Annotated in this window: 12 protein-coding genes; 5 read left to right on the top strand and 7 right to left on the bottom strand. The window is 55.4% G+C overall.

Going from position 1 to position 17,035, the window contains the following annotated elements; translation table 11 throughout:
• Positions 1 to 14: 14 nt before the first annotated feature.
• The gene (locus tag Q1L34_RS23870) at positions 15 to 1,958 is read right to left on the bottom strand and encodes a bifunctional 2',3'-cyclic-nucleotide 2'-phosphodiesterase/3'-nucleotidase (protein ID WP_327204309.1); all 1,944 of its coding nucleotides are present in this window, start codon (positions 1,956 to 1,958) and stop codon (positions 15 to 17) included.
• Between the two features lie 189 nt (positions 1,959 to 2,147).
• On the opposite strand from Q1L34_RS23870, the gene cysQ reads away from it, so the two are divergent.
• Entirely contained in the window at positions 2,148 to 2,891 is a 744-nt protein-coding gene (gene cysQ, locus Q1L34_RS23865; protein ID WP_004857157.1) for a 3'(2'),5'-bisphosphate nucleotidase CysQ, read from the top strand.
• Here the strand turns inward: cysQ and Q1L34_RS23860 are convergent.
• Complete coding sequence (locus Q1L34_RS23860; protein WP_004857159.1) at positions 2,881 to 3,438, bottom strand: YtfJ family protein; 558 nt, start codon at positions 3,436 to 3,438, stop codon at positions 2,881 to 2,883. The two genes, cysQ and Q1L34_RS23860, sit on opposite strands and share 11 nt — an antisense overlap.
• Positions 3,439 to 3,757: 319 nt before the next feature.
• On the opposite strand from Q1L34_RS23860, the gene Q1L34_RS23855 reads away from it, so the two are divergent.
• A complete protein-coding gene (locus Q1L34_RS23855) occupies positions 3,758 to 3,964 on the top strand; it encodes a DUF1107 domain-containing protein (RefSeq protein ID WP_004857160.1) in 207 nt (68 codons plus the stop codon).
• Positions 3,965 to 4,029: 65 nt separating this feature from the next.
• Here Q1L34_RS23855 and araC read toward each other — a convergent pair whose 3' ends face one another.
• The 5 genes from araC to msrA all read right to left on the bottom strand — a co-directional run bounded on the left by araC (position 4,030) and on the right by msrA (position 10,545).
• Complete coding sequence (gene araC / locus Q1L34_RS23850; RefSeq protein ID WP_032718585.1) at positions 4,030 to 4,902, bottom strand: arabinose operon transcriptional regulator AraC; 873 nt, start codon at positions 4,900 to 4,902, stop codon at positions 4,030 to 4,032.
• A 29-nt stretch (positions 4,903 to 4,931) separates the two neighbouring features.
• Positions 4,932 to 6,941 carry a beta-galactosidase gene (locus Q1L34_RS23845; protein ID WP_015585311.1) on the bottom strand — a complete coding sequence of 670 codons (2,010 nt, stop codon included), beginning with the start codon at positions 6,939 to 6,941 and terminating at the stop codon, positions 4,932 to 4,934.
• Between the two features lie 18 nt (positions 6,942 to 6,959).
• Entirely contained in the window at positions 6,960 to 8,192 is a 1,233-nt protein-coding gene (locus tag Q1L34_RS23840) for an oligosaccharide MFS transporter (protein WP_015585310.1), read from the bottom strand.
• Between the two features lie 198 nt (positions 8,193 to 8,390).
• Positions 8,391 to 9,734 (bottom strand): polyamine export protein PaeA, encoded by a 1,344-nt coding sequence (paeA, locus tag Q1L34_RS23835; protein WP_004857167.1) that lies wholly within the window; start codon positions 9,732 to 9,734, stop codon positions 8,391 to 8,393.
• Between the two features lie 172 nt (positions 9,735 to 9,906).
• Positions 9,907 to 10,545: a peptide-methionine (S)-S-oxide reductase MsrA gene (gene msrA, locus Q1L34_RS23830; protein WP_004857168.1), complete on the bottom strand. Its 639-nt coding sequence runs from the start codon at positions 10,543 to 10,545 to the stop codon at positions 9,907 to 9,909.
• Between the two features lie 209 nt (positions 10,546 to 10,754).
• Here msrA and tamA point away from each other — a divergent pair, with 209 nt between their 5' ends.
• Genes tamA through Q1L34_RS23815 form a run of 3 tightly spaced genes read left to right on the top strand, consistent with a single transcriptional unit; the run spans position 10,755 to position 16,608 of the window.
• Positions 10,755 to 12,488 carry an autotransporter assembly complex protein TamA gene (gene tamA, locus Q1L34_RS23825; protein ID WP_004857170.1) on the top strand — a complete coding sequence of 578 codons (1,734 nt, stop codon included), beginning with the start codon at positions 10,755 to 10,757 and terminating at the stop codon, positions 12,486 to 12,488.
• Entirely contained in the window at positions 12,485 to 16,261 is a 3,777-nt protein-coding gene (gene tamB, locus Q1L34_RS23820; protein WP_044348256.1) for an autotransporter assembly complex protein TamB, read from the top strand. Before tamA ends, tamB begins: the two co-directional genes overlap by 4 nt.
• Before the next feature lie 2 nt (positions 16,262 to 16,263).
• Positions 16,264 to 16,608, top strand: a complete 345-nt coding sequence (locus Q1L34_RS23815) for a gamma-glutamylcyclotransferase family protein (protein ID WP_004857174.1) — start codon at positions 16,264 to 16,266, stop codon at positions 16,606 to 16,608.
• Positions 16,609 to 17,035: the final 427 nt, after the last annotated feature.

The following is a 17,035-nucleotide window of genomic DNA, read 5'->3' as shown; positions in this document are numbered from 1 at the left end:
GCGGGGAAGCGGCATTACGGCCGCAAATCCAGCTGGTAAATCGCAAAACCGATATCGTCGGTTGCGACCTGATGCATCGGGTACTGCGCTTTCTCTTTAATAAATGCCGCGGCTTTTGCACCCGGAGAGGTTTCAAAGCGGATGTCCAGCGGCACCTTGCTGTGGACCGGGGCCAGACGCCAGTTGTTGTCGGCCGCCGGGTGGATAGCGCCCGCTTTTTTCGACTCTGCGCCGATCCATGCCGCCAGCACCGAACGGTTCTCGTCAGGCGAGGCAAAAGCAATGTGGCTATCGCCGGTTCCGGCAAATTTACCGCCGTAGGCGCGGTAGTTATTGGTGGCCACCAGGAAGGTGGCCGTCGGGTCAATCGGTTTACCGTTAAAGGTCAGATCCTTAATGCGTTCCGCCTGCGGGTGAATCATCTGACACTCGCCGTCGTATCGCGCCGGCTGGGTAACATCAATCTGGTAGTTTACGCCGTCAATCACATCAAAGTTGTAGGTGCGGAAACCGTCCCAGTTGATTAACGACTGCGGTTTGCTGCTGGTGGGGTCAATCTGGTTAAACTGCCCGGTGGAGCACTCCAGCCACTCTTTCACCTCTTTACCACTGACCTTCATCACCACCAGAGTATTCGGGTAGAGATAGAGGTCGGCGGCATTGCGGAAGGTGAGCTGGCCTTTCTCCACCTCGACGAAGCTGGTCGGGTCGTTTTTGCGGCCGCCGACTTTAAACGGCGCGGCGGCAGAAAGTACCGGTAGCGTTGCCAGGTCCGGGTCGCCCTGAATAGCGTGTTCGACATAGGCTTTCTGCGCCATATTGACCACCTGCACGGTAGGATCGTCCTGCACCAGCGCCAGATAGCTGTACATGTTGTCTGAAGACTGGCCGATGGGTTTGCTGACGAACTCGCGGGTGGCGTCATGATCGGCTTTTAGTACCTTCACCATGTTCGCGTCTTCCGCCGCCAGGGATTTTTTCGCCACGGCGTCATAGACAGGGCGCGCCTCGGCTTTGGCCTGAGCGACCCGCCATTGACCGGCATCGTTGTTCAGCACCAGATCGACGACGCCAAGGTGGTCACCCCACATCCCGGGCATCACGGCCGGGATGCCGTTCAGGGTACCTTTGTCGATATCTGCCCCCTGAATGGCGGCAAAATCTTTCCCCGGGAACACCGCATGGGCGTGGCCGAACATAATGGCATCCACGCCGGGCACCTGGCTGAGGTAGTACACCGAATTTTCCGCCATCGCGTGGTAAGGATCGGCAGATAGTCCCGAATGTGCGACGACCACCACCACATCTGCGCCTTTTTTACGCATTTCCGGCACATACTGACGCGCGGTTTCGGTGATATCGTTGACGGTCACTTTGCCGCTGAGATTGGCTTTATCCCAGGTCATGATTTGCGGCGGCACAAAACCGATATAGCCGATACGCAGCGTCTGCGTTTTGCCGTCGCGATCCTGCACCGCCGTTTCTTTAATCAGGTACGGCGTAAACATCGGTTGACCGGTTTTGGTATCGATAATATTGGCGTTTACGTAGGGAAATTTCGCCCCGGCGAGCGCCTTGTGCAGGAAATCAAGGCCGTAGTTGAACTCGTGATTGCCGAGGTTACCTACCGCGTAGTCCAGCGTATTCATTGCCTTATATACCGGGTGGACATCACCGCTGTTGAGCCCTTTGGCGGCCATGTAGTCACCCAGCGGACTTCCCTGAATAACATCGCCGTTATCGACCAGCACGCTGTTTTTGACTTCCTGGCGGGCCTTTTCAATCAGCGTAGCGGTGCGCACGAGGCCAAATTTTTCCGTTGCGGCGTCTTTGTAGTAGTCGAAATCCATCATATTGCTATGCAAATCGGTGGTTTCCATAATTCGCAAATCGACCGTCGCGGCGTTCACGCTGGCGGCAATCAGCGTGGCCAGTAACGTTGCGCTAAACTTAATCATCAGAGGCGTCCTTTTTATGAGCAATGGCACAGAAGAAAATGTATGTACATCCTGTTGCTTACAGAAATGTGAATCATGCCGAAAACTGGCTCATGAAACCGCCATCGTTATCACAGATAGCGGAACTCGCACCGATGCGATATAACTAAAACAACGAGTTAACGCCACTGTAACCAGATGAGGTGGAGAATGTTAGAACAAGTATGTCAACTTGCACGGATTGCAGGTGATGCCATCATGGAAGTCTATGATGGAAAGCAGCCGATGGACGTTGCCAGCAAGAAGGACGATTCTCCGGTCACCGCGGCAGATCTCGCCGCGCACAAGGTGATTATGCATGGCCTGCTGGCGCTGACGCCCGATATCCCGGTGCTCTCTGAAGAAGATCCCCCCGGATGGGAGGTGCGGCAGCACTGGCAGCGCTACTGGCTGGTGGATCCGCTGGACGGCACCAAAGAATTTATTAAACGTAACGGTGAATTTACCGTCAATATTGCCTTGATTGAAAAAGGAAAACCGGTTCTTGGCGTGGTTTACGCGCCGGTCTTAAAAGTGCTGTACAGCGCGGAAGGCGGCAAGGCGTGGAAAGACGAATGCGGCATGCGCAAGCAGATTCAGGTGCGGGATGCCCGGCCGCCGCTGGTGGTGATCAGCCGCTCCCACGGTAACGATCCGGAACTGCAGGAGTACCTGGAACATATTGGCGAGCATCAGACCACGTCGATCGGTTCGTCGCTGAAATTCTGCCTGGTAGCGGAAGGTCAGGCCCAGCTTTATCCGCGCTTTGGGCCAACCAGTACCTGGGATACCGCCGCTGGCCATGCCGTGGCGGTGGCTGCCGGGGCGCACGTTCACGACTGGCAGGGGCGCACTCTGGACTATACCCCGCGTGAATCCTTCCTGAACCCCGGCTTCCGGGTCTCTATTTACTAAGCAGTTTGTGCAGCAGGGCGACCACCTGCTGCACTTCATCCTGCGTGAGCGCGCCGTCTTTGGCCCACTGCACGCGACCGTCTTTATCCAGTACCACAATCGCTGAGCTCTCCTCCTGCAGCTGCCAGGCTTTACGGGCCAGGCCGTTGCTGTCGACAATAAACTGCGACCACGGGTAGAGCTGTTTGTTGCTCTCAATGCTGCTACGTACGAACATGCCGGAGCCTGGAATGGCGTCATCGGTATTGACGATGGTGGTGGTCTGGTAGCGGTCGTGCGGGAATTTGGCCGCCTTAATCGCCTCTATCAGAGTGGCATTTTTCTCTTTTGCCGACGTGCGTCCGGCGATGTGCTGCACCACGCGAACTTTTCCTGCCAGCAGCGAGCTATTCCAGTTTTTATAGCTAAACTTATCATTATCCAGAATTAATTCTCCCCGGTCGGCAATGCCAACCGGCGCGACGCGCTGGCCATCGACAAAATTATGCGCTGAGGCCATCAGCGGTAACAGGAGGCAGGAAACCGCCAGTAGCTTACGTAGGGTCATGATGAGTCCTTATTTTTATGCAGGTGATCCGACCACTTGGTCTCGTTTAAGCATAAATGCGATTTCCCGGCATTACACGCAATCAGGGTGCCAGTTTGCGTGTTAACGCACATATTCGAAGGAAATCGGCGACTTATACTAACTTCTACGTATGTTTGAAAAGAAAGTTCTTAATTATTGTCATCAAAAGGTAAATAAACTTATGCATGCTGGGTATTACAGAAGTTCTGGACTATAGTTTCAGGGCATTAAAATTTGCGCTCCCGAATCGTGGGCCAAGTGTGGCACCACAAGAGCGTAACCCTGGCAGGAGACAACAATGAAAATTTTCCAACGCTACAATCCGCTGCAAGTGGCGAAGTACGTGAAGATCCTGTTCCGTGGACGGTTATACATCAAGGATGTTGGCGCTTTTGAGTTTGATAAGGGCAAAATCCTTATCCCGAAGGTTAAAGACAAGCAGCATTTGTCTGTGATGTCTGAAGTCAATCGTCAGGTTCTGCGTCTGCAAACAGAGATGGCTTAACCTGAATAACGATATAGCTATGCGGTAAAAAAACGGCTCCTGATGGAGCCGTTGATGTTTCTGGCCTATCCCTTCATTTCCGCATAGCGTTTACGGTACTCGCCCGGCGGAATGCCGTTGTGTTTGCGGAAAATGCGCGTGAAATAGACCGGGTCTCCGTAACCGACCGACAGGGCGATTTTGTTAAGCGGCAGGGAAGTACTCTGGATCAGCCATCGCGCGCGGTTAATGCGTTGCGCCTCGCGCCAGGCGTATACCGTTTGCCCCAGCTCATTTTTGAACAGGTGCGCCAGTCGTGAAGGCGAGATAAAAACCATCGCTGCCAGGGTCTCAATCTTAATCTCCTGTGCAATATGCTCGTTAAGATAGTCACACACGGCGTTAATCCGCGGATCGTGAGCGTGGCGATTGCTGATCGGCTGTCGCTGAAAGCAGCTCAGGATCAGGCGCTCCAGCGCATTCATCGCCAGCGCTTCAGAAAGCGGGGCGGAAGCGGAATGATGGCGGATAACTTCATAGAAAAGATCGCGCAGATTTTGCAGCTGCTCAGGATCGTTGACCGTTGTTTTGCCGATGCCGTGGGTCGTTTGATCCCATTTCAGCCAGTCTATCCAGTAGGGCCGGGGGATAAAGTAGATCCATAAATGATCCCAGTGCTCGCTGTGTTCATCCCGTCCGTAATGGTGGGGAACACCGGGCGGGAAGAGCAGCAGATCGTTTGCACGAAACAGCAGGGAGCCGTCGCCCGCTTTCGCGCGCGCCTGGCCGCGCAGGGTCAGATTGATGATGTAACCTTTCATCCCCTGCGGGCGGTTAATGTAGTAGTCCAGCTTTGACCCGCGGGTGATGGGGGTAAAGCCGGCGACGACCCAGGCGTTGAAGGTAAAAGTCTTCATCAATGGCGAGAAATTCAGTAGCTCATTGATATCCAGTTCCATCGTTTCTCCCGCCTGAACGCCGCTGCCGCTTAACTTTCGATGATACTAAATTCCCATGCCTTGAGACGCAACGGCTGGCCGCAGCTGACCTCATCCCCGCTCAACAGCGCGTTGCCCGATGTTTCGCTGATAAACTCCAGCGGCTCGCCGGAGTAGTTGAACAGGAAGTGGATGCGGTTGCCGTTGCGGTTGCGCATCTGTTTAACCACCAGCGGATAGCGGTACGCCGACGTGCGCGAGCGCAGATCCAGGCCGGAGGTGAGGAGGTCAAACAGCTGACTAATCAGCGTTTTCTGCGGCAGGAAGCCCACGTAAATCGCCCGACCCTGGCCGTAATCCGCGTCGGTGGCGGCGGCATATTCGCCCCATGCCGGATGCTGATAGCGCAGTAGCGTGCGGGTACCGGAGTCCGGCGTCAGCAGCTCCATCCACAGTTCGGCCTGATTGTCTTTACTGCAATCAATGTCTGCGCAGCATGAACACACCGTGGTCTCTTCCGGCAGGGTAAACTGGCTGTAGCTCACGCCGCAGCTCTCGCGCAAAATCCCCGGCTGCGCGCCGGTTCGCACCTTGACGTTTTCATCGCTAAAGCCTGATTTAAAGCCGATCAGCGCTCTGCCGCCTTGTTCAATATAGCGATTGATGCGCGTAAGCAGGCCGTCATCTGCGGCGTAAAGTCCGGGCACGATCAGCACGCGGTAGCGCGAGGTCTCCTCATTAACATCATGGATAATGTCGACACTGATATTGTGGTCGTATAGCGCATCGTGGAAGCGGCGAAAAATATCGTTATAAATATTGCCCTGCGTATCGCCGGGGCGGAACTGATTGAGGGCGTCCATGGCTTCATTGCTCACCAGCAGCGCGACGTCGTTTTCTGCTTTCAGCTCCGCCAGCTGCGGCGACAGGCGGGCGAAGTCAGCCCCGATAGTGGTCGCTTCCTGCCAGGTGGCATTGCGCGAGAAGTCGTGGCTTAACAGCCCTTTCCAGTAGGTCTCAAACGAGTTATGAATCGAATGCCAGTGCCAGTAGGAGACCATCGCCGCACCTGAGGCCACGTGGCTAAAGGCCTGCAGGCGCAGCTGCCCCGGGAAAGGGGTCCACTGGGCGAAGCCCTGCGCCTGGGTTTCCAGTACGAAGTAGTTTTTACCCTGCTTGAGTGAACGGGTAATGGCGCCGCCAAACGCGATTTCCCGCCCGGTCAGGTGCTTCTGGCTCGGGTGATAGATGTCGACACCGGCAATATCCAGCGCCTGCGCCGCCGCAAAGTGGTCGACTCGCGGCTGCACGCCATAGGAGTAGCCGCGCCATTCAAAATCGAAGTTGTGGGTGACGAACTGATGCGGCTGGGCATATTCACGCACGATGTCCGCCTGCCAGGCGAGGTACCCGGTTACCTGCTGGCGCTGGTAGCGGGAGAACGCGCAGGCGAGGCTGGCGTTAATGGTATTTTCGACCGGCGGAAAATCCTGCCAGCTATCGATGCGGTTGCTCCAGTAGTCCAGACCAAAATCTTTATTCAACCTGGCGAGATCGGGATAGTGTTCCCGCAGACTGCGCACAAATCCTTCCTGCATATAGCGGCCGATATTATCGTAATGCTTGGTTTCGTTATCCAGCTGCCAGCCAATAATCGCCGGATGATGCTGCACGTGCGCCATCAGAGTACGGATAATCTTTTCGGCATAGCGGCGAAAAGTCGGGTTAACGATATCCATGATCTGTCGCGGGCCATATTTTTGCTGTCCGTCGACGGTGGTGACCAGAATGTCCGGATGTTTAGCCGCCAGCCAGGCCGGGACGGCGTAGGTCGGCGTACCGATAATCACCGCGATCCCCGCTTCATGCATGGCGTCCAGCACCCGGTCGATATGGTAGAAGTTATACTCGCCTTCCTGAGGCTCCAGCGTACTCCAGGTTGATTCGGCAATCCGCACCACGTTAATGCCCGTTTCGCGCATTAAGGCGATATCTTTCGCTAACCGATCTTCCGGCATATATTCATCGTAATACGCTACGCCATAAAATAAATCAGACATACAGGTTACCTCCTTAAATTAATGCACGGGTGCCGGCTGCGGGGAAAAAACGCGCGCTTTGTCCAGCGTAATAAATGAAATCAGCGTAAAGCACAGGGCGATACCGCCGAGTACGATATAGCTGCTGGTAAAGCCCATGCTCTGATACATATGGCCGATGCCGGTAGAAAGAAAAATAGAGCTAAAGCTTTTAGAGAACTGGAAGCCAATTAAGTAAACGGTGGCGGACAGCATTGGGTTGAAATTGGCGAAGATATATTTTAATGCCGCAACCAGCAGCACCGAGCTTTCAAAGCCGTGCAGCAGTTTAATCAGGCTAATGGACACCGGGCCAATAGCCCAGGCCGAACCGATAATGCGCAGGCTCATAATCATCCCGCAGTACAGCAGGGCATTTTTCGGGCCGATTTTATTTACGAACCATGGGGCAAAGAACATCACGACGGCATCCAGGAAAATCTGACCGGTGGTTAAATAGCCGAAGACCTCCGCGCCGCGCGCTTTGCTCTCAAAGAAGTGGCTGTAATAGATAGCGAACTGCTGGTCGTAGGTTTCATATACCGCGCCGACGCCAATCATATAGATGGCGAAGAACCAGAATTTCTTCATTTTCAGCAGCGATGCGGCGTCGCTCAAGGTGACCGGCGAGGCTTTCCCGCTCGGCATCGCGCCCTGTTTATCCGCGCTAATCTGCATTTTCCAGACAATCACCAGCAGGCAAACTCCCGCACAGCTGGCCAGCCAGAAAATCATATTCTGGTCGATCCCGTAGAGTTTACCTGCCGCAAAGGTGCCGATAGCCGCGCCAATACCGCCAAACATTCGGGCGCGACCAAACTCAAACCCGGACGCGCGGCTGACTTTATCAATATAGGCTTCGCAAATACCGCAGCCAGCGCCATAGGCCATACCAATATAGATACCGCCCGCCAGCGCTCCGAGAAAAACATTAATTTTTAATAATGGCGCAAAGACGTAAATCCAGTAGGGGGCAAATAAAGTGATAATGATTGCCAGCATCCACATAAGGTTTTTACGATAGACAAGTTTGTCGGAGATGAATCCGAATAGTGGCTGGACACAAACGGCAATAATCGCAGTAAAGGAATAAACCAGACCGACATCAGTGTAATTAATACCGATGGTTTCCGTTAACCACAATGATAAATAAGGATAGCAGCATCCCCAGCCAATAAAGAAGAACAGGAAGAACAGACAGCTTATATAGTAATTTTTATTTGATTCAATCATGGTAATCCTCGCTCCCGTTGAACAGGAATATGATCGTGTAGACGCGAGCAAAGTTACCTTTTTGCGCGGAGGGGAGTCATGAAAGTTTCGCTATGGAGTAGTAAAAATCTGCTATCGGCTGAGAGGCGTGAGCCGCTTCACATTCGGGCAATAAAAAAGGCGGAGTTTTCATCCGCCTTTTATGTTCGACCCAATATCTTACGCCGGCTCTTTATCGCTATTGGCGGCGTCCGGCTGTTTCGGTACCAGCACGGTCGGTTTGTTGTCGATGCGCGTTACCAGCAGCTGGTCAATTCGGTAGTTGTCGATATCCACCACCTCGAATTTATAGCCGGAGAATTTCACCGCATCGGTGCGTTTCGGGATCTTACGCAGCATAAACATCATAAAACCGCCGATGGTCTCGTAGTTGCCGGACTGCGGGAATTCGTCGATATCCAGCACGCGCATGACGTCGTCAATCGGTGTACCGCCATCAATCAGCCATGAGTTCTCATCGCGAGCGACAATTTGCTCCTCCAGTCCCTGACCGACCAGATCGCCCATCAGCGTGGTCATCACGTCGTTGAGGGTGATAATCCCTACTACCAGCGCATATTCGTTCATGATCACCGCGAAGTCTTCACCGGCGGTTTTAAAGCTTTCCAGCGCTTCAGAGAGCGTCAGCGTATCCGGGACAATCAACGTATTGCGAATCTGTACGCCGCCGGTCAGCACCAGGCTTTGGTTCGCCAGCACGCGATTAAGCAGATCTTTAGAGTCCACGTAGCCGATGATGTGGTCGATATCTTCGTTACAGACCAGGAATTTGGAGTGCGGATGTTCCGCCACCTTGTTCTTCAGGCTCTGCTCGTCTTCGTGCAGATCGAACCAGATGATATTTTCACGCGAGGTCATGGACGACGGAACGGTACGCGATTCCAGCTCGAAAACGTTCTCAATCAGCTCATGTTCCTGCTTACGTAGCACCCCGGCCAGCGCGCCGGCTTCTACCACGGCGTAGATGTCGTCGGAAGTAATATCGTCTTTACGCACCATCGGTATTTTGAACAGGCGGAAGATGTTGTTAGCCATGCCGTTGAACAACCACACCAGCGGGCGGAAGACCAGCAGGCAGAAGCGCATCGGGTTGATGATACGCAAAGCAACGGCTTCTGGCGCAATCATACCGATGCGTTTCGGGGTCAGGTCAGCGAACAGAATGAACAGGCTGGTGACCAGGGTAAAGGAGATGATAAAGCTCAATTGCTCTGAAAGCTCAGCCGACATGTACTGGCTCAGCAGGCTGTGAAACGCCGGCGAGAATGCCGCATCACCGACGATACCACCAAGAATGGCGACGGCGTTGAGGCCGATCTGTACGACGGTAAAGAAAGTGCCCGGATTTTCCTGCATTTTGAGAACGCGTTGGGCGTTCACGTTGCCGTCATCGGCCAGCAGTTTGAGTTTGATCTTACGTGAAGCTGCCAGCGAGATCTCCGATATCGAAAAAAACGCACTGACAGCGATCAGACAAAGAATAACTAAAATACTATTTAACATAGTTTATCCAGCCGTTGAGGCCAGATCCTCGGAAGGGAAGTTGATAACTCTATAGTGGAATACATAAAAAACCGGTCCGAAGGCTCTGGACCGGCTATAACACAGGGTAGTATAGCGTAAGCGACTGTAAAGCCGCCAGAGCGTTAATTATTCACCTCAGTGATAAACGGTATTATGCCTGCGGGGGCAGACAGACGCCAATGCCTCCGATACCGCAGTAGCCGTACGGGTTTTTGTGCAGGTACTGCTGATGATCGTCCTCAGCGTAGTAAAACGGCTTCGCCGTGGCAATTTCCGTGGTGATTGTACGCGTGTCGTTGGCATCACGCATGGCGGCCTGGAAACGTGCCAGACTGGCCTTCGCCGCTTCATCCTGCTCTGGAGTCAGCGGATAGATGGCGGAACGATACTGGGTGCCATGGTCATTACCCTGCTGCATGCCCTGGGCCGGATCGTGGTTCTCCCAGAAAACCTGCAGCAGCTGCGCGTAGCTGATGACCTGCGGATCGTACACAATGCGTACGGCTTCGGCATGGCCGGTGTCACCGGTACAGACTTCACGGTAGGTCGGGTTCGGCGTATAGCCGCCGGTATAGCCCGCGGCGGTGCTGTAGACGCCAGGCAACTGCCAGAACAGACGCTCCACGCCCCAGAAACAGCCCATCGCGAACAGGGCAACTTCCATTCCGTCCGGGACATTGGTCATGGAGTGGCCATTGACAGCGTGGAGTGTTGCCACTGGCATAGGGGTGTTGCGTCCTGGCAGCGCATCCGCCTGGGCGACAAGATGCGTTTTATCAAATAGACTCACGGTTGGCCTCTCAAAACATAAGTCGTGGTTAAGGTTGTAACGAAGCGTGTCTTTTTACACAATAAACATGCCCGATACGTCTAGATTTAAACATAAGAATTATTTGGTTTAGCGTTTCTTTTTCAACCCTATGTCGTTGGGGTTTTATTAAGCCGTGGAACGGCGCTTTCGTTTCCTTCGGGGGGAAACAAGGATATTCAGGAGAAAACGTGCTACAAATCCGCCAGTTATGTATCACCAGCCTTTTGCTGGTCAGCGGGGTCGCTAGCGCCGCGAGCGTGCGTTTGCAGGTTGAGGGGTTATCCGGAGAGCTGGAAAAAAACGTCCGAGCTCAACTTTCTACGATCCAGAGCGACGAAGTGACGCCGGATCGCCGCTTTCGTGCGCGCGTCGATGATGCGATTCGCGAAGGGTTGAAGGCCCTGGGATACTACGAACCGACAATCGTTTTCGACCTCCGTCCGCCGCCGAAAAAAGGCCGGCAGGTGCTGATTGCCAAAGTCACGCCAGGTGAACCGGTACGTATTGGCGGCACGGAAGTCATCCTGCGAGGCGGGGCGCGCACCGACCGTGACTATCTGGATTTGTTAAAAAAGCGCCCGGCTATCGGCACCGTCCTGGATCATGGCGATTATGATAGCTTCAAGAGCTCGCTCACTCACGTTGCGCTGCGTAAGGGCTACTTTGACAGCGAATTCATCAAAAGCCAACTCGGGGTTTCTCTCGACCGTCATCAGGCCTTCTGGGATATCGACTACAACAGCGGCGAGCGCTACCGCTTTGGTCCGGTCACTTTTGAAGGCTCGCAAATTCGCGACGAATATCTGCAAAACCTGGTGCCGTTCAAGCAGGGCGACTACTACACCTCGCAGGATCTCGCCGAACTCAACCGCCGCCTGGCGGCAACCGGCTGGTTCAGCTCCGTCGTTGTGGCGCCGCAGTTTGAAAAGTCCCGCAAGACTAAAGTTCTGCCTTTGCAGGGCGTGGTCTCCCCGCGTAAAGAGAATACCGTGGAAACCGGTGTCGGCTACTCAACCGACGTCGGGCCGCGGGTCAAAGGAACGTGGAAAAAGCCGTGGATGAACTCCTACGGACATAGCCTGACTTCCAGCCTCAGCCTTTCCGCTCCTGAACAGCAGCTTGATTTCAGCTATAAGGTGCCGCTGCTAAAAAGCCCGCTGGAGCAATACTACCTGGTGCAGGGCGGCTTTAAACGTACGGACCTCAACGATACGAAAGCCGACTCAACGACCCTCGGGGTATCACGTTTTTGGGAGATGTCGAGCGGCTGGCAGCGCGCGCTTAACCTGCGCTGGAGCCTTGACCACTTTACCCAGGCCAACGTCACCAACACCACGATGCTTATCTATCCCGGGGTGTCGGTAAACCGTACCCGCTCCCGCGGTGGCCTGATGCCGACCTGGGGTGACTCCCAGCGCTATTCGGTGGACTACTCCAACACCATGTGGGGCTCGGATATTAACTTCATCGTCGCCCAGGCGCAGGATGTGTGGATCCGCACGCTCTACGACCGCCACCGTTTTGTGGTGCGCGGCAACCTCGGCTGGATTGAAGCCGATGACTTCAACAAAGTCCCGCCGGATCTGCGTTTCTTCGCCGGTGGCGACCGCAGTATTCGCGGCTATAAATACAAATCGATCTCGCCGAAGGATGACGATGGCAAACTGATTGGTGCCTCGAAGCTGGCGACAGGTTCGCTGGAGTATCAGTACAACGTCAGCGGAAAATGGTGGGGCGCAGTCTTCGTCGACAGCGGCGAAGCGGTGAGCGATATCCGCAAAAGCGATTTTAAAACCGGCGCCGGCGTCGGCGTGCGCTGGCAGTCGCCGGTTGGCCCGATCAAGTTGGATATTGCCGCGCCGGTCGGCGACAAAGACGAACACGGTTTACAGTTTTACATCGGTCTGGGGCCTGAATTATGAGTTTATGGAAGAAGATAAGCCTCGGGGTACTGATCTTTTTGGTTCTGCTGCTGGGGACGGTCGCGTTCCTGGTCGGCACGACCAGCGGCCTGCACCTGGTGCTGAAGGCGGCGGACCGCTGGGTCCCCGGTCTGGAAATCGGCAAGGTGACCGGCGGCTGGCGTGACCTGACGCTGCAAAACGTCCGTTTTGCGCAGCCGGGCGTCGCGGTCACGGCCGGTCAGTTCCATCTGGCGGTCAAATTACAGTGCCTGTGGGACAGCAGCCTGTGCGTGAACGATATTTCGCTGCGCGATATCTACGTGGCGATCGACACCAGCAAGATGCCGCCTTCTGCGCCGGTAGAAGAGGAGGAGACGGGGCCGCTGAATCTTTCGACGCCGTATCCTGTGACGCTGAGCCGCATCGCGCTGCAAAACGTGAACGTCAAAATTGATAATACCGCCGTTTCGGTGCGGGACTTTTCCACCGGCCTGAACTGGCAGGAGAAGAATCTGACCCTGACGCCAACCTCGCTGCAGGGGCTGCTTATCGCCTTGCCGAAAGTGGCGAAAGTGGCGCAGGAGCAGGTGGTTGAACCGAAGATCGACAATCCGAAGCCGGAAGAAAAACCGCTCGGCGAGACGATGAAAGCGCTGTTCTCCCAGCCGGTGCTGCCGGCAATGACCGACGTTCATCTGCCGCTGAACCTGAATATCCAGTCGTTCCGCGGCGAGCAGCTGCGCGTCACCGGCGATACCGACATGACCGTCTACAGTATGCTGCTGAAAGTCAGCAGCATCGACGGACACATGAAGCTGGATACGCTGGATATCGATTCCGATCAGGGCAAGATCAATGCCGCGGGCACCGCACAACTGCAGGATAACTGGCCGGTAGACATCACCCTCAACAGTACGCTGAATATCGATCCGCTGAAAGGCGAAAAGGTGAAGCTGACTGTCGGCGGCGAAATGCGTAAAACGCTGCAGATCGGCGTGGATTTAGCCGGTTCCGTGGCGATGACGCTGCGTGCCGACGCGCAGCTGGCGGAAGCCGGACTGCCGCTGAATATGGAACTGAAGAGTAAACAGCTGTACTGGCCGTTCAGCGGAGAAAAACAGTTCCAGGCCGACGATGTGCTGCTGAAATTTAATGGCAAGATGACCGACTACACCATGGCGTTCAGCACCGCGGTGAAGGGGCAATCGCTGCCGCCGGCGAAAATCACCCTCAATGCCAAAGGGAACGAACAGCAGGTGAACCTCGATAAGCTGACCGTTGCGGCGCTGGAGGGGAAAACCGAACTGAAAGCGCTGCTGGACTGGCAGCAGGCTATCAGCTGGCGCGGCGAGCTGACGCTCGACGGCATCAACACCGCCAAAGAGGTACCGGACTGGCCGTCGAAGCTGAACGGGATGATTAAAACGCAGGGCAGCCTGTACGGCGGGAGCTGGCAGATGTCGGTACCGGAGCTGAAAATCACCGGTAACGTTAAGCAGAACAAGGTCGATGTCAGCGGTTCACTGCAGGGTAACAGCTACATGCAGTGGAAAATCCCCGGTCTGCACCTGGCGTTGGGTAAGAACAGCGCCGAGGTGAAGGGAGAGCTGGGGGTGAAAGACCTCAACCTGGATGCCACCATCGATGCGCCCAATCTGGATAATGCGCTGCCGGGGCTGGGCGGCACGGCGAAGGGGCTGTTGAAGGTGCGCGGTACCGTTGATGCGCCGCAGCTGCTGGCGGATATCACCGCGCGTGCGCTGCGCTGGCAGGAGCTGACCGTTGCTCAGGTCAACGTCAAGGGCGACGTAAAGTCCAGCGACCAGATCGGCGGCAATCTTGATGTGCGCGTCGACCGGATCAGCCAGCCGGGGGTTAATATCAGCCTCGTGCAGCTGAATGCCAAAGGGAACGAAAAGCAACACGATCTGCAGCTGAAAGTGCAGGGCGATCCGGTTTCCGGGCAGCTGTCGCTGGCGGGGAGTTTCGATCGTAAAGAGGAACGCTGGAAAGGGACGCTGAGCAATACCCGCTTCCAGACGCCGGTAGGGCCGGTTTCCCTGACGCGCAACATCGCGCTGGATTACCGTAATCGCGAACAAAAAATCAGTATCGGGCCGCACTGCTGGGCTAACCCGAACGCCGAGCTGTGCGTGCCGCAGACCATCGACGCCGGTGCCAGCGGACGGGCGGTGGTGAATCTGAACCGCTTTGATCTGGCGATGCTGAAGCCGTTTATGCCGGAGGCGACCCAGGCCAGCGGCGTATTCAGCGGCAATGCGGATGTCAGCTGGGACACCACCAAAGAGGGGCTGCCGCAGGGCAAAGTGACGCTGAACGGTCGCAATGTCAAAGTCACCCAGATGGTCAACGATGCGCCGCTGCCGGTGGCCTTCGATACGTTGAACCTGACGGCCGAACTGCATAACAACCGTGCGCAGCTCGGCTGGCTGATTCGCCTGACCAACAACGGTCAGCTGGATGGCCAGGTGCAGATTACCGACCCGCAGGGGCGCCGTAACCTCGGCGGTAATGTGAATATCAATAACTTCTCGCTGGCGATGATTAACCCGATCTTCGCCCGCGGAGAGAAGGCGGAAGGGAAGCTCAATGCGAACCTGCGCCTCGGCGGCGATCTGCAAAACCCGCAGCTGTTTGGCCAGATGCAGTTGGGCGGTATCGACATCGACGGTAACTTTATGCCGTTTGATATGCAGCCGAGCCAGCTGGCGATGAATTTCAACGGCACCCGCTCAACGCTGCAGGGCACCGTGAATACCAAACAGGGCCAAATCAGTCTGAGCGGTAACGCCGACTGGACCCAGATTGACAACTGGCGTGCGCAGGTAGCGGCCAAAGGCAGCCGGGTTCGTATTACCGTGCCGCCGATGGTAAGGCTGGATGTTTCGCCGGATGTGGTCTTTACCGCCACCCCGAGTTTGTTTAGCCTTGATGGCAGCGTTGATGTTCCGTGGGCGCGTATCGTCGTCAACGATGTGCCGGAAAGTGCCGTTGGGGTCTCTTCTGATGAAGTGATGCTGGATAAAAATCTGCAGCCGATTCAGCAGCAGAGCGCCGGTATTCCCATCAACAGCAACCTGACGATTCACGTTGGTAACAACGTCCGTCTGAGCGCCTTCGGCCTGAAAGCGCGTCTGACCGGCGATTTGAAAGTGGCTCAGGATAAACAGGGGCTGGGACTGAACGGGCAGATTAATATCCCGGAAGGTCGCTTCCATGCCTACGGTCAGGACCTGATCGTACGTAAAGGCGAGCTGCTGTTCTCCGGTCCGCCGGATCAGCCGCTGTTGAATATCGAAGCCATTCGTAACCCGGATGCCACAGAAGACGACGTGATCGCTGGCGTTCGCGTCACTGGTTCGGCCGATCAGCCGAAAGCAGAGATTTTCTCTGACCCGGTCATGTCGCAGCAAGAAGCGCTTTCTTACCTGCTGAGAGGACAGGGTTTAAGCAGCGGACAGAGCGATAGTGCCGCAATGACTTCAATGCTTATTGGTATGGGGGTTGCACAAAGTGGTCAGGTTGTGGGTAAAATCGGCGAGACGTTTGGCGTAAGCAATCTGGCGCTGGATACCGAGGGAGTGGGCGACTCCTCCCAGGTGGTGGTCAGCGGCTATGTACTGCCAGGTCTGCAGGTAAAATATGGGGTAGGGATCTTTGATTCCCTGGCGACGTTGACGTTACGCTATCGCCTGATGCCTAAGCTATATATGGAAGCGGTGTCTGGCGTAGACCAGGCTCTCGATTTGCTCTATCAGTTTGAGTTTTAGCAATGCGAATATTTGTTTACGGCAGTTTACGACGCAAACAAGGCAACAGCCACTGGATGACCAACGCTCAGTGGCTGGGCGATCATAGTGTCAACGATTATCAGCTGTACAGCCTGGGCCACTATCCAGGCGCGGTGCCTGGCGAAGGCACAGTACATGGTGAAGTGTATCGTATTGACGCATCAACGCTGGCCGAACTGGACGCGCTGCGCACCAAGGGCGGTGAGTACGCACGTCACCTGATCCAGACGCCTTATGGCAGCGCATGGATGTATGTCTATCAGCGCCCCGTAGAGGGCTTTACGCTGATAGAGAACGGCAACTGGTTAGACAGAGACCAGTATTAACCACGACAACGCCACCTTCGGGTGGCGTTGTTTTTTTATGTCTGCCATTCACCTGGCACAGGACAATGGCAGACATAAAAAACCTTATTAACCGACCGGCGGAAAGGTCTTCGGCACTGGCACCGTTTGTTCCCCGGTGGCGCTGCGCTTACCGGGGCTACGGGTAAGTGCGGTGTTTGGGTTGGTTGCCCGGAGTGATGCCCTGGAGGCTGTGGCACTGGCACCGTTTGTTCCCCGGTGGCGCTGCGCTTACCGGGGCTACGGGTAAGTGCGGTGTTTGGGGTTGGTTGCCCGGAGTGGTGCCCTGGAGGCTGTGGCACTGGCACCGTTTATTCCCCGGTGGCGCTGCGCTTACCGGGGCTACGGGTAAGGGCGGTGTTTGGGTTGGTTGCCCGGAGTGGTGCCCTGGAGGCTGTGGCACTGGCAC

The organism is Klebsiella ornithinolytica, assembly GCF_030505655.1.
GTDB classification, from domain to species: domain Bacteria; phylum Pseudomonadota; class Gammaproteobacteria; order Enterobacterales; family Enterobacteriaceae; genus Klebsiella; species Klebsiella ornithinolytica.
This window is presented reverse-complemented; position numbering and strand designations above follow the sequence as displayed.